This is a genomic window from Bradyrhizobium sp. USDA 376, from assembly GCF_054063675.1.
The window spans coordinates 222,341-243,600 of record NZ_JBSSGN010000001.1; the positions used below are offsets into that span (position 1 = coordinate 222,341).

Below are 21,260 nucleotides of genomic sequence, written 5' to 3' on the forward strand. Positions count from 1 at the left end.
AGAGGACTAGGAATTCGGATGCGGCACTGTGACGCGAGGGCATCAACAAACAGGACAGCTTCCCGTGGCGATACTCCTATCAAGGACTTGCAGTCCCCGGCAGTTTCGGTGAGTTCTGCGCGTAGCCGCGATCCTCCACCCTCCCGCAGGAGCGCCGGCAACAGCTGCGCGGGGCTCAGGATCAGTGCCTGCCGCCACTCAGACAGTCCCTCGCTGTCGAGCCTTGCTGCACGCTCGAATTAGCGCGAACTTCGAAGCCGATCGTGGAAGGAAGTTGCCCAAACGAATTGGCACTAGGGCTGGCAGTCGAAAATAGTTGAGGTAGCGGGTTGAACCGGCCGCAAGATCGCTATTGCGTCAAACGCGATTGCGAGGCGATCACCATTCAGCTGCCCAACGCCTGCCGCTTGTTGGCCGCTAGCGTCTGCCCCATGTGCGTCGAGAAGAGTCTCTTGTCCGGGTTGCTGACGCAAATCGGCAGAAGTTCGAATAGCGGGCATATATTGGCCTGCTCTTCGGCTTATCCTGCCGAAAGTTCCAACGTATTCGGGATGACGAATCTGGGGCCTCTGACGCATCAAATCTGGGACAGTTAGTTTCCTCCGCTTGGCCGCTGAGCGGGACGATCTTGTCGGTTTGGTCGAGAGCCCTGCGCCAGTCGCCTTGCTTGCAGCGGCCGGCCGACATACTCGCTCCGCGAGAGGCGTCCGCACGCGCGAGACCGCCATGATGTTCCTACGACCTCGAGCAACATTTCATCGCTGGCCAGCGGGGTCTTGCCAGCGCGTTGGCCCACTCCTCGCCATATCGGTGCTGCCGGTGAAGCCTGCCGCCTCCCCAAACAACACCTCTCCGAAGCTTCGGTGGGATGCCGCCCCCAATCACTCGCCTCAGTGGCATCTGAGCTGCGGCGAAACGACAAGAAGAATTCGCGCTCTTGGTACAACTCACCGGGTCGCAGAGGCAAGCTCCCGAGCCGAACCCCGGCTCATCGCCCGCGTCGTCGTACCTGCCATTCGCGCTCCCGCTGCCTCTGCGCCGATGGTAGCACCATACACCGCGCTGTAGAACACCGCAGCGGAAGTTGGCGCCGCGACATCTTATTCCGGCTACCGACGCAATTGAGCGGCCGCGTGAGGAGTTCGAGCGACGGATCAAGATCAAGACCGTTTGCCATCAGCGGCCGCCGCGGCAATGCCGTCCTGGCCTGCTCACCCCCGGCCAGATCAACATGCGCAAGGTCGACGGCTGGAGACCCCTCACCACAAATCCTTCGATAGGTAACTTGGGACGCGCCTAGTTGTGGGGCGCGCACCATAGCCACAATGCAATGCGCATCGCGATTGAACTCGCTGCGCACGGGCAGGTAGCTTCATGTTAGTGGAAATCGCGCCGACATTACCGCAGCTGGCAAGCCTCGATTGCACAACGCGAAGCATCAACTTCTCGATAAGGGCCGCGCTGCCGCTCAGGTGAAGGGCCTGGCTTCAGCGATCACGGCTTCGTCCAGCGGCAAGCCCCTGCCATAGGGACGAACCAGCTTTCGCGGGCGGTCGCATCGAGCAGCGGCACCTCAGTTGCCTGATTGATATGGCCGGGACGGCCGGCTGGCGCAGCCTCGAGAGCCTCGAGACGGTTGGTGGCGAGAATGAAGATGTTGTCATTGTTGCTTCAACCCGTTCATTGCGTTGAGCAGCCTGTTTAGCAACACTTACTTGCAAAAACCTATAACAGCGCGATTCCTGGCAAACAGATCGACATCCTCGATCTGAAACGGATGGAACTTCATATCAATAGCGCCGGGATCGCGTGGTCGGTATGACAAAGCATGCGATTTACCGCCTAGGACCTGCATTGTCCGAACTAGGAAATCCAGCCTCAGGCGAGTCTGACGCAGCGAGACTTGCATGAAGCGCCGACGCCCCTAGGTCCACGCCAGCCACTGATAAACACCGGACACGCGCGCCGGATGCGCTTGCCCCGTCATCTGGTTTGAGCCAATTCCGTTGAAGTACATCGTTGACTCCACTAGAGATCGGCTATCCCGACCGCAGCAGATGAATCGCAAAGGAAGAGCCCGCCGACGCAGGGTCCTTGATCGTTCCTTTGAAGGCGTACGGAGCTAAATGATGCCGCGCCGGGTTGCTTTGGCTACAGCATTTGTCCGGTTTGCCGCCCCTAGCTTTCTGATGACGTTCTTCATGTGGAAATTGACGGTATTATCAGTGACGTTAACAAGTTGCCCGATTACCCAGGCTGACTTCCCCTCTGCGACCCAGTATAGGCACTCTGTTTCTCGCGGTGTTAGCGGAATGTCTGTCTCGCAACTCTCATCAAGCGGCGGTGTAATCTGCGCGACAGCGTTGTGAAACGCCGACGCCAATGTCGTGAGATGAGCCATGCGATCCTGTGGATCGGCATCATCGAAAGGAGATGCAAACGATACGAAAGCCGATCGGCCTTGCGATCCAAACAATGGCACGCTCATGCCATGCTTAAGGCCTGCTTCTTTGGCCTCGCGTAAGACGCGCAGCTCACGGGGCTGCAGTTCATATCGACTGGTTAGTTCATCCCAAAGAAAGGGCCTTGGCAGCATTGCTGTCCGCCGGACCACCGGGTCGATCGCTTGATATTCTTGTTCAGCATAGCGTTGGCACCAATCAGACGGGAAGTTTATAGTTGGCGGGGGCGGTAGATACTCTGGCAAACGACGCTCATTGGAGCAGGAGAGTGCTCCGTAGGCGACTTTATCAAAGCCTTCATTGCTCGCGAAATTCACAAGAAGATCGAACAGCGCTGCGATTGATCTTGTCTGTATAGCGCACTCGATGAAGCTGAATAGGTCGGGCCCGCGGCTTTCCCGTCTGCTTGAAGCGAGTGGCATTTTGCCGTGCGACTGGTCATCCATTTTCTATTTCCGTTTGCTTACACAGATGTTGGCTTTGCTTCTTGCAGCTGAAAGCTCGCGCGCGAAAGGAAAGCGCCGGCCCAGAACTGTTTCACACGGTCCCAGCACGCTCCGAGAAGATAATCGGAGCGACTTGACGCACGCTGGCAGGTCGAGCCAAAGCGAAGCTGACTTTGTTCGCTGCTGACCGGTCGGGCTGCTCTCCGAGGTGCCAGTGCCCCAGTCTCTCGAAAGAACGGCTGGCAAATCATGCAACGATTGCGGCGGACACGGTCAGCACTTCTCGTAAGAACATGCCGGCATCTCGAGCGCCACCGCAAAGGAGCGAGGTCGGCATGGAACTGTTCGCAGCTCGGCACACCACACCCGGACGGGTCCAGCGCCCTCAGGTGCTTGCGCATTTTGGGCCACCACCCGCGGACATCAACAAATGGCTGCTTGACGAGGACGACAGCGTGCATGCGATCCTCAGGACTTTCCAAGAACCACCGATGCGCACAGCAATTCTCGCACCACTCGCCGATCGGAGAACTTGCCCCCATAATAGGGGCACTCGCAGAAAGATGGTCTCCTCTGGTTGAGCGGATGTGACATACGTCGAACATGCGACAACGTCTCATGCGCGACACAGAATTTGATATAGATCAAGAGCGTGATTAAAAGGCCTGCCGTCTCACCTGCATTGACGGGGCGCGAATGGCACTCCCTGAGTGCCATCTTAACGCGCGAGGCAAGTCCAGTACCAACCTTCCTGCGGGCAGCGGAGCAGCAGTTTAGTGTGGCTCTGCTTTTCGAGCAGTCGAGGACGGCACTTTCGAACTTTCGCTGTGGCTCGCCTTTGCGAACTTCCCATCGGCGTCGTGAAGACTTGCCCCCTCCTTGCAAACCCGAGGAGAGAGCGAATGAACGAGGAAAGAAACAAAGGCTCGTTGTTGATCGGTCCGGGAGCAGGTTGATAGAACTCCTTGTGGCGTGGCGGAAATGTTGCGCCTCTCGGGCCTAGGGTCTGAAGCGGGTTACACGCCAGCTCGGGTGCAGCCTTCACACGATGAAGGGCTATGGAATGGCGGGTGAGGTGAAGCCGTTCAAGTCGTGTCCGGGTTAGCTCTCCCGCACCACGGTCTTCAGGTAATGGTAGGCCTTGATGATCTCGACCAGGCGCTGCTCCGTAGAGCGGTCGCCGCCATTGGCATCGGGGTGGTGCCTCTTGACCATCGCCCTGTACCTCGCCTTGATATCTCCGAGCGTCGCATCGACATTCAGGCCCATCACCTGCAACGCTTTCCGCTTGGCATTGAAAAGCTTGCGCGTCTCAGGCCTGGCCTCCGCGCGGGCGCGTCCCTTCAGCTCAGCGAGCATGCAAAAAGCATCGCAGTCGTCCTCGGAATGGGCCGGGCTGCCGGTCATCTTGCGGGCGCTGATGGGCTCGCCGATTTTCCAAGTTGGACGATGGCCCGTCAGCGCGTCATTCTGGTAGCGCGCGATCGCTTCGGCGTCCATCCCGGAGAAGAAATTGTAGGACTGATTGTATTCGCGAGCATGCTCGATGCAGAAGTGCCAATATTCGCGCGCATTGTGGCGGCCCTTTGGCGCGGGATGGGTTGCCTTGTTCTGGCAATCAGGCCATTCGCATCGCACCGCGGTCCGGCGCTCCTCCTGCGCTTCCTGCTTGTTGATGCGAATGGAGGCGAAGAATTTGGATGTGTCGCTCAGCATGACTTGGCTCCGTTGGGCGGAGCGGCAGTTAGCAGCGCCGCTTCTAAGCTAGAGAATTGGTTTCGACGGCAAGTTGGATCTGACTCGGCCTTTGCGTCTAGTTCAGTGCATGGTGTAGCAAGCACTTCCCAGCAATCGACATGCCAGGACTCGCGCGCTTGGTTCAGACAATCATCTCTTTGCGATCTCAGATCGATTCAATTGCAATGTGCTGTCGGGCTCTGCACATCGAGGTCTTGAACGGGACCGGTGAATACGAACAAAGCGGGAGCTATGCAGGAATCTGGCTGATGACGCGCTTAGGGAAGCAGCGGAGCAACGCGGATGGTGAATTTGCGAGAACTTCTCGACGAGGCGATATGGCCAGAATGAGACTATCAACATCCTGCCCTTCGCTCAGCCGCCTGCGGTTGATCATGCGTGCTACAAATTCTGCGCAACAGAGCGCGTGTTCTGCTCGCCCGGTGCCGCGACGGAATCGTTCCAGAGACGCCGGCGAGATGAAGCGGCCAAGGATGGCCGCGCAACACCGCAAAAGCTATCGGCGCAATCGAGGCGGCCGGGCCCAAGGTGAGGACCGGGCGCGCGACTCTCGCCGGTTGGATCCGCTTCACGTACTTGATTTTGCCAGCCGAGCGCGGCGACCAGGAGCTTTGATCCCCTGCTTAGCCGGGCCGTATGTTGACTCGCGATTTCAGGAGGCACGATCGGCCCTGCTGGAAAGGATGCGGCGAATCTTTTGCTATTAGCGATTTTTGGGGCCTGAACAATCGATCGCGGGGCAAATACGTGCGCCGCAGCACAAGTCCGCCGGCGATCAAAGAGAGCCCGAGCTGGTTCTGAGCGGCAAGAAGAAGGCCATGGAGGGTCTCAACGGCGCCCAGCCGGCGCGGTCGCGGAGCATGCACTCGACATCTTTACTGCGAGCGCACCAAATATGTGCGTGGCCGCGATTACCGGACAAGGATCGCCGATATAAAGCCTATTGGCTTTCTGTGTCTTGCCGGCCGAGCACCAGCAGAGAACCACAATCCGAGCGAGAGCATCCGCCGCGGTACGGCACACGAACATGCGAGCCAGGAACCGTTGTCGGCCACCAACCGTATTAGATTGTGCAAGCTGAGCAAGCGTGAGACGTTGGGATGACCGAAGAGCCACAATCAGTTGCCGAGATCATCGCGGCGTCAGAGTGCCGACAGTATTTGAGCCCGTCCCAAACAGGCAAAAACGATGCCGCCTGCTCGGCTTCGTCACCAGTCGCGATTGCGGCGAAATGACTGAGCTGAGATCGCACTCCGGTTAGTCTCTAAGCACGTCAGCTTGTCGACAGCTGATCCTAATAGAGTGAGACAGTGACACGATTGGATCGGCATTGCGAGCCGACTCAAACCACCGGAGAGTCGACATGGACCCTTTTAACCGCATCAACCCACTCGACCGTGACCACGCCGCGGCACCGCAACAGCAGCAAGCGGAGTTTGAGCCTTACTTGGATGAAGTGCCCCAGCTTGATACCTCGACAATCGCAGAGAATCCCGTTTTTCATGATCCCTACTACCCTCATCTGTCTGAAGAAGGCCTTAGACTGGCCCAGGCATTGGGACTTGAGCACCAGAGCACGGACCGTCCTCATCCCGAACACGCAGTCACCAGACGCGAGGACGCCGCTGCGCAGCATCGCGCGCCGCAGGGTGGGCCGGAGGAACTGACTGCGCAAGGTCACGATCAGGATCCGTGGCAAGAGCCGATACGCGAAGCGATCCTAGCATCGTCTCTCAACCGGCCAGCCCCGGGTGGTCTGGCACCGGATCCCGAAGAAGCCGTTCGTTACTTCAGCTGGAGCGGCGCCTACCGGCCGGCTGCAAACGAGCTAGCCTCGGTCGCTTCCAGCTCAGGTCACGAAGTCGTTGTGGATGAGGATTACACCGGCCAACCTACGAAGAGGCAGAGGACACTAAGCCTGGCGGAAGAAAATGCCACTGCGCGCCAGCGCACCGAGCCCGGCAATTCAACCGGTCGCGAGTTAATTGAAGACGCCGGCGCACCGCTTCTGGCCAGCAGCCGGTTCGTCCTTCCTGAGGAAGTCTACGATCAGGATCTGCTGTGGGCCATGGTGGATAACGCTCGCCCATCGTCATCTCTCGAACCAAACGAGGGTCATCACCAAGCCCTGGACTCAGAAGCGGCCGTTGGTCCGTTCAACGCGCAGCACGGCGACCAGCACGCGTCCGCTGCGCACGAGCGCAGCAACGTCCCGCCGAGCCAGGACAGCCGACCTACCAGTTTTATCGTTCACAATGACCGTTACACGGCGCTGTTCGTGCCTGCGGGGGCGATGAGGCGAAGCACCCCACTCAATCCGCCAGGCTCAACCATTCAATTCGGATCTCGACCGGAAAACGTTCTGCCGCCCAGCCTGCAGCCAACGGATCGAACCGCCCGATCGCTTTTTGGACGGTCGATTGAGCAAGCCGCTCCGGCGTCCTCCAGGGCTCAGAGGACGTACCCCGCGGCCCGCGAGATTTACGCTGCATCATTCTCCGTTCCCGAGACTTTTTTGCACGGCACCCAACCCGCGCCGGACACGATGCGGGCGAAACTCGGCCAGTGGGGCCTTCTGCCGGACGAAGCGCATCCGACAAAACAATACGACATTCATGGTGAGCGCTACACCGCCCTTTTCGGACCCGGAGGCTCCGATGACCTTCGGCTCATCCATCACCCACGAATGTAGACGCCGAGGGACATCTCAAACGCATGGAGCCCGTCCAGATAGTTCCGGAATTGGACTTGTTATTGGACCATAGCTTGCTCCGGCTGCTCCTGCGAGGTTGGCGCGGTTCTGGGCAGCACAGATGTCCGCTGCTCGCGTCGATGACTTGCCAGCATCATCGCTTAGCAACTCCTCGTTGGGCCGAACTTCTACCTCCGTTTTCTTGCTAACTACGGCGTGATCACGTTGATTGCCTCGAGGCGGTTGTGCAGCGAAATCGGCAGTCGAGTGCCGGCCTCCCGCGCACTTTGCCTGCAATATCTGCTCCACATCCACAGTTGCCTGGGCACGCACTGACGCATTCACCCGCGGGCGGCTCTTGAAGCTGCGATGAAGGGCTTGTCGGCGGCTTGCCGGGCCGCGAGAGCATCGAGCGCGCCGTCGCGCTGGTAACAGGTCATGATCGTGCGACACGAGCTCGCCGCTATAATCGACACGGATCTTTGCTCGGAATGCGACTGACTTGCAGCCCTCCCAGCTCACGGCCTTGTCGCTGGAGGCGATCCGCAGCAGGCGGCCCAATACGCCTGGAGAAGACATAAATTGTGATGGAGGCGCGGATAAACGAGCCTACCAATTCGTGCAGCAGATTTCGCAGCTCACGTCAGTTAGTTTGCTGGGTAGTAACTCCGGGAGACTTCTTCAATGCTGATCGTCGACACAATTTTGAAGCCAGACAGGTTTGGCGGTATTGGACTTTTCTCCGCGACTCGTTTGCCCAAAGGTTCGTTGATCTGGATTCACAACCCAATCGTTGACATCACGGTGACGCCTGAACAATACGAAGCCCTAGCTCCAACATTCCAAGCGCTACTTGATAAGCATGCCTATCCAAGAGACTACAAGGCTTACGATGGTGTTATCGAGTACAATGCTGACAATGCCCGCTTCATGAACCACAGCAGCCGCCCAAACACATACCAAGACGACCGCCGAGTTTTCACAGCCCGTGACGTACAACCCGGTGAAGAACTGACCTGCAATTACTTATTTTTCGATCCACGGTGTGACGTATCGTGGAATGAAGAACCATCCATGAATCTTGATGCCCCAACGGGCTAGGCGACGGTGGATTCAAGTTCGCGGTCTGACGACTTGATCCGTTGGCGAATTACGCCGGCAAGACTTTCGGCAACTCGTTGTGGCCATCGACCGACTCGGCCAATTTTCTAGCTGCCTTACCGAGCAAGAAGATTTGCGAGCGGAGCCTTGTTCGACAGACATCCCTTGGCGCGCAGAGCTCCTTGGCGCACCGTCGCGGGAGCGCTTTCGATGAGGTATCTCCTCGAGGCGGACTTCATTGCATCTCTAGAGCTTACCCAACGCCGGATCTCCGCGGATGTGCCCGTTCTCGCACTGACTTTTGAGTCTTGATCCTCGATATTTCCTGAGATGGCCCGGGCACCGATCCTGATATTACCTTTAGGATAGGCCGATTGTGCCGCTTGATGTCAGAGTAGCAGATGTGCTGTTACAAACGCACTTGATGAGGGCTTATCGCGGCTCGATCTTTGCGCCTCCGATTTAGCTTCGCGCAATGCAGAGAGCATCCGTCCCATCTGGTCACGATCCTACATACTGCCATATCAGGACCTGTTTAGATAAGAGATCAGCGACTATCGTGTGATCGATTTCGTCGGCCGAGGTCCATCCGATCTTGCCGATCAACTATCATTACGCGCTCAAGGATGCCGCGAGGGACGAAAGCCGCAAGACAATGGGCGCGTCGATCCTAAAGCGGTCCGAGCACGACTCCTAGCTTCCTGGCGTACTCACGCTCCCAAAAACTAGGGTCCAGACTCAATTGAGCCAATATGCGACGAGAGCGGCGAGATGAACAGCGGCCAAAAAATTACGGGCGAGCTTGTCATATCGCGTGGCGATGCGCCGGAAGTCCTTGAGCCTGCCAAAGCAGCGTTCGATGACATTTCGTCCTTTGTAGGCGCGTTTGTTGAAGCGATGGATGACGACACGGTTAGATTTATTGGGGATTACGGGCTTGGCGCCACGACGAATGATTGCGCCGCGAAGCTTGTCGCCATCATACCCTTTGTCGGCGAGGAGCACGCTCATGGGTGGCGCGAGCGCCAGGACATCGGGAGCCGCAGCGATATCGGCATCCTGGCCTGGAGTCAGATGCAGGACGACCGGCCGGCAGAGCGGATCGCTCAGCGCATGGATTTTTGTCGTGCGGCCTCCGCGCGAGCGGCCGATTGCTTGATTGTGCTCCCCCCTTTTCCGCCGGAGCCACACCGGTGAGCTTTAATCGAGGTCGAGTCGAGCGACAGTACGACGCCGTCTTCGCCAGGCTTGGCCAGCGCTTCGAAGATTGCGCACCATCGTCCTCGCTTGGCCCAGCGATTGAAGCGATTGTAGATCGTCGTGTAAGGGCCGTATTCACGTGGACAATCACGCCATCGTGCACCCGATTGCAGCATGTGAATGATGCCGCTGACGATGCGTCGGTCGTCGTCCCGATCCGGCCCCGTCAGTCCCCTCGGCAGATGCGGTTCGATACGCGCCCATTGCCTGTCGTTCAGCCAAAACAAACCAGCGCGCATTCTCTCGCCCCCGAATCAACACGTAGGCAAGAGAATCACGTGGCGCTATTTAGGTACAGACCCTAGTACGAGCTGAACTTGCAACGGCCGGCTGGTTGCCATCAGGCAGCTCGCGGAGTGAAAAGAACACTAGGCTTGAAATCTCACGGCTCATCCAAGCTGAACCAGCTTGTGCTCACCGGGCAGACCACAAAGTTCCGGCACATGCACGTGCCTTGGACGCTAGCTCCGCAATGCAGCGAACCTCGACACTCGTTCGTCCGCCTTCCACCCAATGTAGGGAAGTTGACGCGGCACGCTCTTAGTAAGCTCCTGCAGAACAAAGGAATTGCTCCGGCACGCGGCTTGCTACGTTGAGGACGTCATCACCAATCGTCGTGCGGTGATCTTCGGAGCGGCCCCGGCTCGTTATTGGGGGCCTGGTGCTCCGACGATTTGCCGTGCGGCGATACTTAGCGAGCGCGACTACAACTCGGGAAAGTTCAGGGCAATCTTTATGCGATCAAGAGTTCTCTTTTTGGGGGCTGCGACCATGGCGATCGCCACAACGGGTACATCTATGGCGAACCTCGGGCGAGAAGCCCTGCCACCGTCGGTGTGGAACTGGTCCGGAGGCTACATTGGCGGGCATGTAGGCGGCGGGTACGGTCGAACCTCTTTCACCAATCCGTTCGGCCCACCGATCTACGGCGACGTCGTCGATATTCCCTCCTTCGTCGCAGGTGGCCAAATCGGCTACAATTGGCAGAACAATAGTTGGGTGTACGGCCTCGAACTGGATGCCAGCGCAGCTGTCGCGAGCGGCTCAAACACCTGCCTCGCAGCCTCAGACTTGATTGTAAGCGCAAACTGCAACGCAGCTCCGAACCTCTTTGCGACCGGGACCGGTCGCATCGGTTACGCCTTCGGCTCGCTCGGGCAAACGCTTGCCTATCTCAAGGCAGGTGCAGCCTGGCAAAATAATCGAGGCGACATCGTCAACAACTTTGAAGGGGGCGACCTGCCACAGGAGAAAACCCATTTCGACTATGGCCAAGTTGGTGGCGTCATCGGGCTCGGTGTGGAGCAAGCCCTTACGCCTTCATGGTCGGTGAACGTCGAGTATGACTATCTGCATTTTGGCGGGCCGAGCGTCGCGACCGCTTCGACCGCGAAGTTATCTCCGTCTACGATTTTGCCGGCGAGCACGACCAGCCTGTCCAGCAACTATCACATTGGGAAAATTGGTCTGAACTACCACTTTGGTGCGGACCCAGAAGCCGCACCAAAGTCCGATTCGCCGCTGCATGCGAGATCAGCCGGCAGCGTACCACCCATTCCCTACACGTCCGGTTGGTCGTTCGAAGGGGGCTCGCGGCTCTGGCTGAGCCGGGGAAGATTCCAGTGGGATCAAAGCGCAGTCCCGTATGGCTGGCCTGAAGACCCCAGCATACTGATTTCCAGGCTCACTTATCATGCACTGGACGGACTTTCGGGGGAGGTATTCGGCCGTGTCGACAGTCCCTGGGGAGTGTTCTTGAAGAGTAGCCTTGGTATCGGGTTCTTCAACAAAGGGAAATCGAACGATGAAGATTGGCTGCCCCACGAGGGATACCCCTACCTAAATACTCGTTCAGGTGAGTCAAACGGGCGATTTGCATATTACACGGCCGACGCCGGTTACGATGTCCTGCGCAGTACGAACTACAAGATCGGCGGATTTATAGGCTGGGCCTATTACAGCCAGAGCTCAGACTCGAGGGGTTGCGTTCCGCTCACAAATCCGCAGGACTTTTGTCGTATCAAGCCGAGCGACGATAGGATCGTTGGCAGCCAAGATACTCAATGGAATGCGCCTCGAATCGGCTTGAGCGCCGAAACTATGCTGACCGAGCGCTGGCGCCTGAATGCGGACATCGCTTACCTGCCCTGGACCGACTTCAAGGGCCGCGATAATCATCTCTTGCGCAAAAAGACCACCTTTAGTGAGCAACACGGCAATGGTGGCGGCGGCGTCCAGGTTGAAGGCCTTCTGTCCTACTTTGTCACCAACAATATCAGCCTAGGCGTTGGAGGCCGCTATTGGGCCATGTGGACGAAAAAGGAAGCGGACTCCGCGGACTGCGGAAACGGCTGCGGCTCGCTAGGATTTGCGAACTACAGCATGGAACGGTGGGGTACGTTCTTCCAGGCGTCTTACAAGCTCAACTAAGGGCTTCACTGTTACGAGGCTCCAAACTGCAGATGCTTAGGGGCCGTTCTGAAGTTCGCTGATGGCCCCAGTCCTCGGCGCCCATTCGCCGCCGAGGACTATGTCGCGATCACGCCTGTACACCGGCTTGCTTCGATTGCAAACCGCCCGCATGGACAAGGCGAGCGCAACTCCGCTCGCGAACCGGAGCTCGTTTCTGGTGATAAGAGCTCGATCCGTTGACCCGGAATTCGCTCCAAAGCCGATTCCGCGTACCATTGCGAAGGCGCCGACCGACCGGGAAGCCGCGGCCGTTGTCTCATCGCGCGGCGGCCGGAGGCGGGCGCAAAGTGCCTGGCGAAAGATCAACGGCTTATTCACCGAGGGGAGAGTTGAACGGCTGGCGGTCTGCAACGGACGAGCCGCTCACAGAGGAATTCAAGCCGTGGGTACACAGCGTCGGTGAGGTTCTGCGCGAGGATCCATCCAGCGCAACGACTCGGGCAGTATTGCTTGGCGAGCTACCCGCCCTTGCATCGCCACGCGAACTCACGCGGGTCATTTCCTTTCATGTAACAGCAGAAGATCACCAGATGGAATGCGAGCCGCGCGTCCTTGCCCCCGATCACCAGACGTGACCAAGGATTCCAGACCGTCCTGATTCCTACACTCCCCGCTATGGCCCGGTCGTCTGCCCCTGCTGGGACCTTCATGAGCAGCATCATCCGACATCAAATTCAGCTTACTGATCGTGTGAAGGGCGAGCGCAAGTTCAGTTTTTGCAATCTGCTCATCGTATTTGCCTGCACTTTGGTGCCACCCCCACGGGCAGATCCTCGGCGCTAGAAGTGAATGCGGCCCAATTGGCTGGGGGAGACTAAAGGCAATCGGCATTCGGCCACTTTTCCTCGCCAGCCAAACACGTAACCGGCGGCAGGGCGCCGAGCCCGTATGGAAGGCGCGCCCCCACGATTCCTAAATTCCGCAGCGGGATCTCTCCTGGGCAATCCTGACCGCGGCGAGCCCCAACATCACGTCGCCGGTGAACCCGAAATGGAGACGATAGAGCCACCAGATTGCGCAGCACCGGTCAAGATCGGACAAGGCTAGCCCGCGCCTAATTGCTGCGAGCATCCGCGCCATGGGCTTCATTCCGTGGATCATGTGGAAGCCTCGGCGTCTCGGGGCCGGCGCTCGCCATTCAATGACTTTCCGGGCGGTGGCGGCTCGCTGTCCGGCGCGTGCACCTGCAATAGATTGGGAGCTGAGATTGATGTTCGCCATGACGTTCTTTTCCGGTTTTTGAGGCTGGTTGCACACGCCTATGTGCATGCGATCTTGCGTGACTCTACGGTGGAGCTACTGCTTGCAGAACGCCCAGATTTGGTAGTGTTAAATTGACACGATTTCCTCGACAAATACGCTCACGCAATCCCACTGCTACGCAAAGCGACTGCGCCACTTGCGACGGTCCTTGCGGCTAGGCGATCTTTGCTGCCACCTCCTTGAGAATACCTTCGCGTCCGCCAAGACAATCCAGCCTCGCACTTGCAGGGCCTCCGCCGTTTCCAAGCAAGTGCTCAACGGGCACCGGTTTCTGCCCAATTTGCCGAACCCAGCCGACATCGAGCGCTGGCTTGCGGCCGAGCCCCGTTTGCCCTGGTAATTCTCGGTCACCTCGCGAAGCACCGCCCCGAGCAGTTCGGCCGCGGCACACCGTCGTGCAGCGCTCACGGGGATCCCTCAGACGCAAAGCAGCCGAGAAGACGATCATCCCGCGCACGGCTAACAGTGCGGCGCTGGCCGGTGATCCCGGGACCGGGGCGCGGCGGCGTGCCTTGGGCACTCCGCGACGCACCCCGGTTCTTCCGATCCCGCGCGCAATGGTGCAACCTCGGACTGGCCCACAGCCGGAGCTGTATCGGTCAAGCGCCAGCAACATCCTCGAGTGAAGCAACACGGCGACAATATTGCCGGCCGGATGACAGGTCGGCACCACGCAGACGAATGGCCAGGATGACCGTGCATCTCGAGCGCTGCCAGCGGGCCCGATGATGCGTACCCGCTGGCGGCTCGAACAATCCACTGCTAAGCGATGAACCGTCTATCCAGGTAAGGACAACCAAAGTGACCGCACGACTCAGACCCAGCGCGATCGGCTCACCGTCAAGTTGGTCTCATACCCGCGTAAGCTTAACGAATCCTCCTTCGGCTAGTTCGGCTTTGTAGGCCCGTCCGTTAAGATGGATGGTCGTGGGGCTATTGGCGGTCGGCATGAAACCTTCTTCGCGCAGCTTGTCTATGAGGGCAGGTGTGGCCCATTGCTGTGGTAGCGGCCTTCCATAGCGTCGGTTCTCCGCGAAGAAGGCTCCGAAGTCCGGTACCCCCGCCCGGCCGGCCCCAAGCACTTGGTCTTCCGCAGGGTTATGAACAAGAAGAACGCGATTACACTCATCCAAACCGGCCGTGTAGCGGTGACCCTGGATTTCATAGGTCATTGTCGGCTGGTCCGAGTCCGGCAAGAGACCCCGGTGGAACAGCCTATCGACCATCGAGTCAGGGGCGATTTGCGAACCGTGTAAAAATCTCTGGGGAGCGGCGAAGGAGACATCTACCGCTTCCTCAGGTGCGGCAGACGATGATGGTCCAGCTTCATTCATGATCTCGCTGAACAAATCATGATCTTCCTGTGTCCAGACGTGCGCTGTCGGTGATTCTGGTGAACGGGCATTATCGATCGGGCTTGGAGCCATAAAGCCCTCCTTTTTGTTAAGAGACCAAAGGCCTCTAGAATATCTCCCAGAGGGAATGAGCTGAAGTTCGTCACGAATTCCGGCATGGGCAGCTTCGTCATCAAGAGGCCAAGTTCGAGTGTTAGAGAGGCTGGCTTTCGAGAAGCTGACAAAGGTCGAAGAAGAAAGACAAACTCGCGGCTGCATCTACCACGTCTGATGCGATCATCTCCGATCCTGAACTCATTCCACCTCAACTCGCGGTCGGCGCGCAGCTCTGCGTCCTGCATCGTTTCATCTGACGGAAAGCTCGTTAGGAGGTCAGGCGACGCTGACCGCAGCCAGCCCCAGTCCCATACCGAACATGTGCATTTCGATCTCTGTCCGCGACCAGTTGTTCTGGCCTGCACTTGAGCCTATGCTTGGTCCGATAAGCAGAATGACCGCGATAGCCGGGCCAACGCGAGAACAGACGAGAGCGCGATCTGAGAGTCCGGCAAGAGCGGAGCGATCTGTTCACCTGATTAAATGAAGAAAGAAATCGCTCAGACGCAAAGCAGCCCAGACGATCATCCCGCGCACGGCTAAAGGTGCGGCGCTGGCCGATGATCTCGGGACTGCGGCTGCCGCTGCGTTTAATGCGCACTCCGCGATGTCCCCAGTGCGTCCGATCCTGCGCGCCATGATGCAACGTCGGACAGGCCGTCAGCCGGAGCTACATCGGCCAAGCTGAGATTTTCATCGTCAGATGAGGCAATACGATCCGCCAACTTTATCCGGCTGCTATTGATGCTACGCGTCATGCAGATGGCGCTCGCGCCTTGTTGTTGGAAAAGAGGATTCACTCGTGTCCTGATTAAGACAAATCGTTGTAATTGTTGGCGAAGCCGCCGCTGAAATGGCCGTCTTCCTCTAAGCGTCCGCTGGCGAAGAAGCGTAGCCGTTTCTTGCTTGCCCGCCCGGGCACACAAACGCTAGCTTCTGCGTGTGGCGCTATCGATTAGCCTTAGCAGCTCTCCACATGGTTGACCAAGATGGGCGACTCTGAAGCTCGCGCTCACCTAACGACTTGAGATCGGCATTCGTCGGTGTTGCGGCCGAACAGCTGGGCCTTCTCACGTCCTGGACGACGCGCTCGCTCGGGCGATAGCCAAGATGCAAGCGAGCGGCGCGGAACGCATGACGGCCTCGGTCCTGATGGTCGCCAGACCCAAGCGGCTCGGGGGAAAGCGGTTTGCCCGTCCGCTGGCGATCCGGCCGCGACGGAAAGTGGAGCACTGGTGAATGGTGATCTTGCTCGCGCGCAAGAGACCGCCTCGGGCGCGTTGATTGGCAGCATCGTCTAGGCGATGACGCAGCCCCGACTGGCTGTTTAAGGAGCGGACGCAACGCGTGACGCTGAGGTGGCTCGCGTCCTCGTCGATCATGTTCGGCGCCAGCCAGTCTTGTCGCAAACCCGCCACAGCAACGTAATGTCTGCGGCGCCCGACAACTGCACCAGGTTCTCATATTTCTCTTACCGTAAGCGACGTTCGCGTCCCACTCGCAAAGGTTTGGCGTGGGGATTGCAGTCTGTTGATCAACGTGTTTGCAAATCGCTGGCGGGGGGTATGGAGGCGGCAACGACGGAGAATTACGAGGTGCGGCCGAACGACCAGGGCAGGAGCTCGTCGATCCGGGACTGCGGGTGACCGGTTGCGATCGCTTTGAGCGTCGCTTTCATCCAGACGTAGGGCTCCACGCTGTTGATTTTGCAGGTGGCGATGAGCGAAGCTATGCGCGCCCATGAACGACCACCTTCGTCGTGACCAGCAAATAAACTATTTTTACGCGTCAGAGTCAGCGGCCTGATTTGATTTTCGACGGGATTGGTGTCCATCTCAACGCAACCATCGTCGAGAAACAAGGTGAGGCCATCCCAATGGTTCAGGAGATAGGCGATCGCCTTGCCCATCTCGCTGCCCGGCGACAGGCGAGCGGCTTGCTCGCGCAGAAACCTCTCGAGTTCAGCGACGAGCGGCCGTGATCGCTCGTTACGGGTCGTTTGCCGAGCCGGGGCGTCGGCGCCACGGATCTCCTTCTCGATCGCATAGAGTGCGGCGATGCGCGCGAGAACGGCTTCGGCGATGGGTGAGCCGGCTTTCGGAGTCGCTGCGATGATCTTGCGCCTTGAGTGGGACCAACATGCGGCCAGCCGCAGCGGCACGCCGCCTTTGCGCTTGGGCCGTGCGAGCCGATGATAGCCCTGGTATCCGTCGACCTGAAGGATGCCGTCGAAGCCCTCGAGGATGCGCTCAGCAGCTTCCAGTTCAGCCCTTCAAACAGCGCTTCGAACTGCACGCGCGTCAGATGCATGACGCCGTCGCTGATCTGCGGCCACTCGAAACGACCATCGCGGCCAAGGCGCTTGTAGACCAAAACGAGGCCCGTGCCGTCCCATAGCAAAATCTTCAGCCGGTCGGCGCGCTTCGAACGAAAAACCACGATCAGGCCCGAATGCGGATCGAGCCCAAGCGTGTTTTGCACAAGACCGGCCAGCGCGTCGTGCCCGCACCGGAAGTCAACAGGACGCACAGCAAGCACAATCCGCAGTCCCTGCGCCGGAATGATCATGCGCCGCGCTCGATCGCAGTCACGATCTCCGCGATCCGCACCGCCGACACGTCCGCATCCAGGCGGACCGAAACCTTGCCAATCGTAATCTCGACGGGCCCTCGCTCTTGCCTGACGCCACTGGATCGCTCAGCTCGATCGACACGAAATCCGCCGCGTCGTCCGTGACCAATGCGAGCCGGCCAGCACGCGCCAATCTGCGCCACGTCGTCAACTGCTGGGCCTTCACACCATAACGCCGTGCGACATCACATACCCGGGCGTCGGGCTTCATGCTCTCGAAAACAGCGCGCCCCTTGATCTCCGCAGACCATAACCGGCATCCAGAACGCGTCCGGCGCGTAAGCTTCCCCACAAAGCCATCAGCTTCGGCTTCCTCCCCCGATTGTTCCATCGCCTTCAGTCTCCTCTCGGCTCTCTGACAAGCCAAGGATCGCAGAGCGAAAGCCGAAGCGAAACCAGTCAATCAAATGGGAGAAAAGCTCCGCTTACCTCTTACCGGCCAGGCCTGGGATCAGACCAGAAGTCAAATCGGCCCAGAAAGGCAGGCATTCTTATTGCAGACGTTACCGTGAGGTTTGTAGCGACGCGCTTCAGGCTACATGTGGACAGGCGCAATGGCCGTGAAGGACGAGTTCGGGCAAGCGGACTGCAACTTTGCGCGACCGGTGTCTGGTGGAAATGTTCGGGCCAGGGTTCGCGCTCCAGATCAGGTTGAGGATGGCGAGGCAATTAACTCGAGAGAGGCTGGAGCCGGTCCCCAGTCCGGCAGACGAAGGCTTAACGCGCCGGGCGGTGTTGGGCGCCACCATCGGCAATATGCTCGAATTCTACGACTTCGGCACCTATAGCTTTTTCGCAATACAGATCGGTCAGGCGTTCTTCCCGGCAACCGACCAGTTCGCCAGCCTCATGCTGTCACTCGGAACCTTCGGCGCGGGTTTTGTGACCAGGCCAATCGGGTCCATCGTGCTCGGCTCCTATTCGGATCGGGTTGGCCGCCGGCCTGCCATGACCGCCAGCTTTGCTATGATGAGCGTCGCGGTCCTATTATTGGCCATTACGCCATCGTACGAGACAATAGGATTTGCCGCTCCGTTGCTAGCCATCTTCGCACGCTTGCTGCAGGGCTTTGCTCTCGGAGGCGAAGTCGGTCCAACGACAGCCTACTTGATGGAAGCGGCACCAGCCAAAGCCCGCGGTCTTGCTGTCTCCTTTCAGCCCGCGAGCCAACAGGTCGCTGCGACGGCTGGAGCGTTGGTTGGAGAAATACTCTCGCTCACCATGACAAGTGAGGCGCTCAATGCATACGGATGGCGGATCGCGCTGTTGCTCGGCGCCGTTACTTTGCCGTTCGGACTTTGGCTGCGGAGCGTCCTACCCGAAACGTTTCTCCGCCCGGAGGCGCCGGTTCTGGTCACCCGGCCTGTAAGGCGATCGCCCGCCGCTCGCCGCATCATGAGCTTGGGATTCGTCATCTTGGCCAGCTGCACGATCACTACTTACGTTACGGGATATATGACCACCTACGCCTTGAACACCCTCCACGTATCCGCGCCTCTCGCCTTCGGCGCCACGCTCATCAGCAATATGGCAGGCATTGCTGCGGCGCTGTTGGGCGGCCTGCTCGCCGACCGCGCAGGCCGCCGGCGCATCATGATATGGCCGCAGGCAGCTGCGTTGCTGATGATCTATCCGGTATTCTTGTGGATTGCAGAGAGCCGCAGCGCCTTCGCACTTTTAGGAGGCCTCGGCACGCTCACCCTTATCGGAACGGTTCCGTATAGCGCCTTCTACGTAAGCATGGCCGAGAGTTTGCCCAGGAACATTCGTGGTGGCGCCTTCGGGACGACTTACGCTTTTGCCATAGGCATTTTCGGAGGCACAGCTCAACTGGTCGTCACATGGCTGATCTACTTGACCGGGAGCGCACTCGCGCCCGCCTGGTACATGCTTTTCGCGAGCGCGGCCGGGCTCTTTGCCATGGTGATGATGCCGGAGACGGCGCCACTCAATTTCGAGCGAAACCATAGACGAACATCTGTAACGGCACGATCGCCGCCCTAGTAGCTTAGCCGAACAGGTAAGGATGACATCTGTGACGTCCGAAATGCGAACATCGAGCAGGAGCACGGTATGGGGCTAGCCCGAACAGCAATCTATCCTGAAAACTGGCGCAGCTTGACATCGTGAAGGAGTTCCGGCCGTAACGGCAGCGTCGCGGTCTGAAACGGCTTTCTCCGTTTACCCAACGTTCGCCGATGCTGCAGTTGAGCGATCGGGCTGCCGTCACCCGCCGGCTGGAGTGAGCAATGACTCTGATCATCTTTAGAGAACAAGAAGGCGCGGCTCGCACCATCCGCCAGCGTAAACGAACGGCATAAGGATGCGGCCGCTGACGGAGCAGCGGCCGCACGAGGCTCGATCCTCATTCTCTGCTTGATTGTTTTCCGTCGTCAGTGCAGCACGCACGCGGGATCGGTCAAGCAAAAAAACAGATCGCAGATACCATTCAATGGGTCATCGGCGCACTGAGGATACGATGTATCGGCTACCTGCACGCTGGAGGTGAGCGGTTGCGCGGCAACTTCTGCAGCAAATGGAGGTACCGCCGCGGTCGCAAGTGCGAGGGCGCTCGCCGTCACCAAAACTGACTTCTTCATTGGGAGATCGCTTCCCTAGGTTAGCCCCAGCCGTGGTGACGGTCTATATGACGACGCTACAATCGGTAAAATTGATTTTCTTGATCAGATCTATCGACCGAATGGATAAGTTCGGCCATCACCGCATCGCTCCGTCTACCCGCTCGGAACCTGTAGACCTACTTATGATCGGATGCTCGTCGCACCTCCGTCGATGCATTTCTCGGAGCACCCGACTAGGGTCTGTTTGGATTCAGGATTGAACTTCCCAGCCGGAACGATTCAAACTCAATCCGCTGCAGAAATGCCGGGGCCAAACACCTAGTTTTCCGTTAATTTCTCGGCGTCAGCTTACGGACAGCTAAGCTGCTTATCTGCGGAGTCAGGTCTAACGACCTGAAACACAATGCAACCGGCATAGGAGTGTGGTCGTCATGGACGATCGAGTTAACAATATGTCGCATGTTCCATCCTACGATGAGTATCATTACGCTAGCCCGTCTTATTCGTAAAGGACCGGCTCATGCGTCGGCTTTGTCAGCTTTCTGTCAGCTCGTCCAAATAGTAGCTCGTTGTGATGAGAACCAATTACAACAACTGGCCCTCCGACGGGCAAAGTGTGGACCAGCAGCGCGATGCGCTGGCCGGCACTTCTGGCGCAGATGGTGCTGCTTTTACGGCCGCTTTAGCTGCTGGACCAGCGTCTTCCGCTTTTGACAAGAGGACAGGTGTGTCAGTCCGCCTACACAGAGTAAGTAGCAATATTGGCAACGCCCAAAGTGTTTCTTTGTTTACTGATGCCAATGAACGCAATAAGGTGGGAGCGATGACCGTGGCGCCGGGGCGCAACAGTTTGCGAATTCTCAGCATAGAAAATCTCGGCCGGTCGAGGTACAAAGGGGTCGGGACGGCTATGATTGAAGTCGCCGATCATACTAGGCAGTCCGCGGGCCTTTCCAAGCTATCCCTTCTCTCTCAAGATGAAGGAGCTTCAGCATTTTTCTACAAGAAGGGATTCCGGTTTGCGGACGAGGGCAAGAATGCGGAAATGCGGACTGTCATTTCCAATCCACGATACGTCTCAGATGAAATTCTTATGGGCGAGATGGAGCGCTAGCCCGTCTTATTCGTAAGAGTGCGCCTGA

The 21,260-nt window shown here is 58.4% G+C and carries 11 protein-coding genes and 2 pseudogenes; 5 read left to right on the plus strand and 8 right to left on the minus strand.

Going from position 1 to position 21,260, the window contains the following annotated elements:
* Positions 1–2,122: 2,122 nt before the first annotated feature.
* Both ACVJ19_RS00945 and ACVJ19_RS00950 read right to left on the minus strand, forming a co-directional pair.
* Positions 2,123–2,908, minus strand: coding sequence for a helix-turn-helix transcriptional regulator (locus ACVJ19_RS00945; RefSeq protein WP_018645272.1), 786 nt, complete (start codon positions 2,906–2,908; stop codon positions 2,123–2,125).
* Between the two features lie 1,101 nt (positions 2,909–4,009).
* Positions 4,010–4,624 carry a J domain-containing protein gene (locus ACVJ19_RS00950; RefSeq protein WP_011084684.1) on the minus strand — a complete coding sequence of 205 codons (615 nt, stop codon included), beginning with the start codon at positions 4,622–4,624 and terminating at the stop codon, positions 4,010–4,012.
* A gap of 1,405 nt (positions 4,625–6,029) precedes the next feature.
* Here ACVJ19_RS00950 and ACVJ19_RS00955 point away from each other — a divergent pair.
* A complete protein-coding gene (locus tag ACVJ19_RS00955) occupies positions 6,030–7,358 on the plus strand; it encodes a hypothetical protein (RefSeq protein WP_011084682.1) in 1,329 nt (442 codons plus the stop codon).
* A gap of 684 nt (positions 7,359–8,042) precedes the next feature.
* Complete coding sequence (locus ACVJ19_RS00960; protein WP_011084680.1) at positions 8,043–8,459, plus strand: SET domain-containing protein; 417 nt, start codon at positions 8,043–8,045, stop codon at positions 8,457–8,459.
* A 738-nt stretch (positions 8,460–9,197) separates the two neighbouring features.
* Here ACVJ19_RS00960 and ACVJ19_RS00965 read toward each other — a convergent pair.
* Positions 9,198–9,980 (minus strand): annotated as a pseudogene (locus tag ACVJ19_RS00965) (IS5-like element ISBj2 family transposase).
* A gap of 510 nt (positions 9,981–10,490) precedes the next feature.
* On the opposite strand from ACVJ19_RS00965, the gene ACVJ19_RS00970 reads away from it, so the two are divergent.
* Positions 10,491–12,149 carry an outer membrane beta-barrel protein gene (locus ACVJ19_RS00970; RefSeq protein WP_224517533.1) on the plus strand — a complete coding sequence of 553 codons (1,659 nt, stop codon included), beginning with the start codon at positions 10,491–10,493 and terminating at the stop codon, positions 12,147–12,149.
* Between the two features lie 2,156 nt (positions 12,150–14,305).
* Here the strand turns inward: ACVJ19_RS00970 and ACVJ19_RS00975 are convergent.
* The 4 genes and pseudogenes from ACVJ19_RS00975 to ACVJ19_RS00990 all read right to left on the minus strand — a co-directional run bounded on the left by ACVJ19_RS00975 (position 14,306) and on the right by ACVJ19_RS00990 (position 17,867).
* Complete coding sequence (locus ACVJ19_RS00975; RefSeq protein WP_018648617.1) at positions 14,306–14,881, minus strand: hypothetical protein; 576 nt, start codon at positions 14,879–14,881, stop codon at positions 14,306–14,308.
* Positions 14,882–16,493: 1,612 nt separating this feature from the next.
* Entirely contained in the window at positions 16,494–17,168 is a 675-nt protein-coding gene (tnpC, locus tag ACVJ19_RS00980; RefSeq protein ID WP_223154101.1) for an IS66 family transposase, read from the minus strand.
* A 17-nt stretch (positions 17,169–17,185) separates the two neighbouring features.
* Positions 17,186–17,473 (minus strand): annotated as a pseudogene (tnpB, locus tag ACVJ19_RS00985) (IS66 family insertion sequence element accessory protein TnpB); the annotation flags it as partial.
* Between the two features lie 19 nt (positions 17,474–17,492).
* Positions 17,493–17,867: a transposase gene (locus ACVJ19_RS00990; protein ID WP_011084671.1), complete on the minus strand. Its 375-nt coding sequence runs from the start codon at positions 17,865–17,867 to the stop codon at positions 17,493–17,495.
* 326 nt (positions 17,868–18,193) lie between these two features.
* On the opposite strand from ACVJ19_RS00990, the gene ACVJ19_RS00995 reads away from it, so the two are divergent.
* A complete protein-coding gene (locus tag ACVJ19_RS00995; protein WP_174719444.1) occupies positions 18,194–19,540 on the plus strand; it encodes a citrate-proton symporter in 1,347 nt (448 codons plus the stop codon).
* Between the two features lie 389 nt (positions 19,541–19,929).
* Here the strand turns inward: ACVJ19_RS00995 and ACVJ19_RS01000 are convergent, their stop codons facing one another.
* Positions 19,930–20,136 carry a hypothetical protein gene (locus ACVJ19_RS01000; protein WP_011084669.1) on the minus strand — a complete coding sequence of 69 codons (207 nt, stop codon included), beginning with the start codon at positions 20,134–20,136 and terminating at the stop codon, positions 19,930–19,932.
* 556 nt (positions 20,137–20,692) lie between these two features.
* On the opposite strand from ACVJ19_RS01000, the gene ACVJ19_RS01005 reads away from it, so the two are divergent.
* On the plus strand, positions 20,693–21,232 hold the full coding sequence (locus tag ACVJ19_RS01005; RefSeq protein WP_014498653.1) for a GNAT family N-acetyltransferase: 540 nt from the start codon (positions 20,693–20,695) through the stop codon (positions 21,230–21,232).
* Positions 21,233–21,260: the final 28 nt, after the last annotated feature.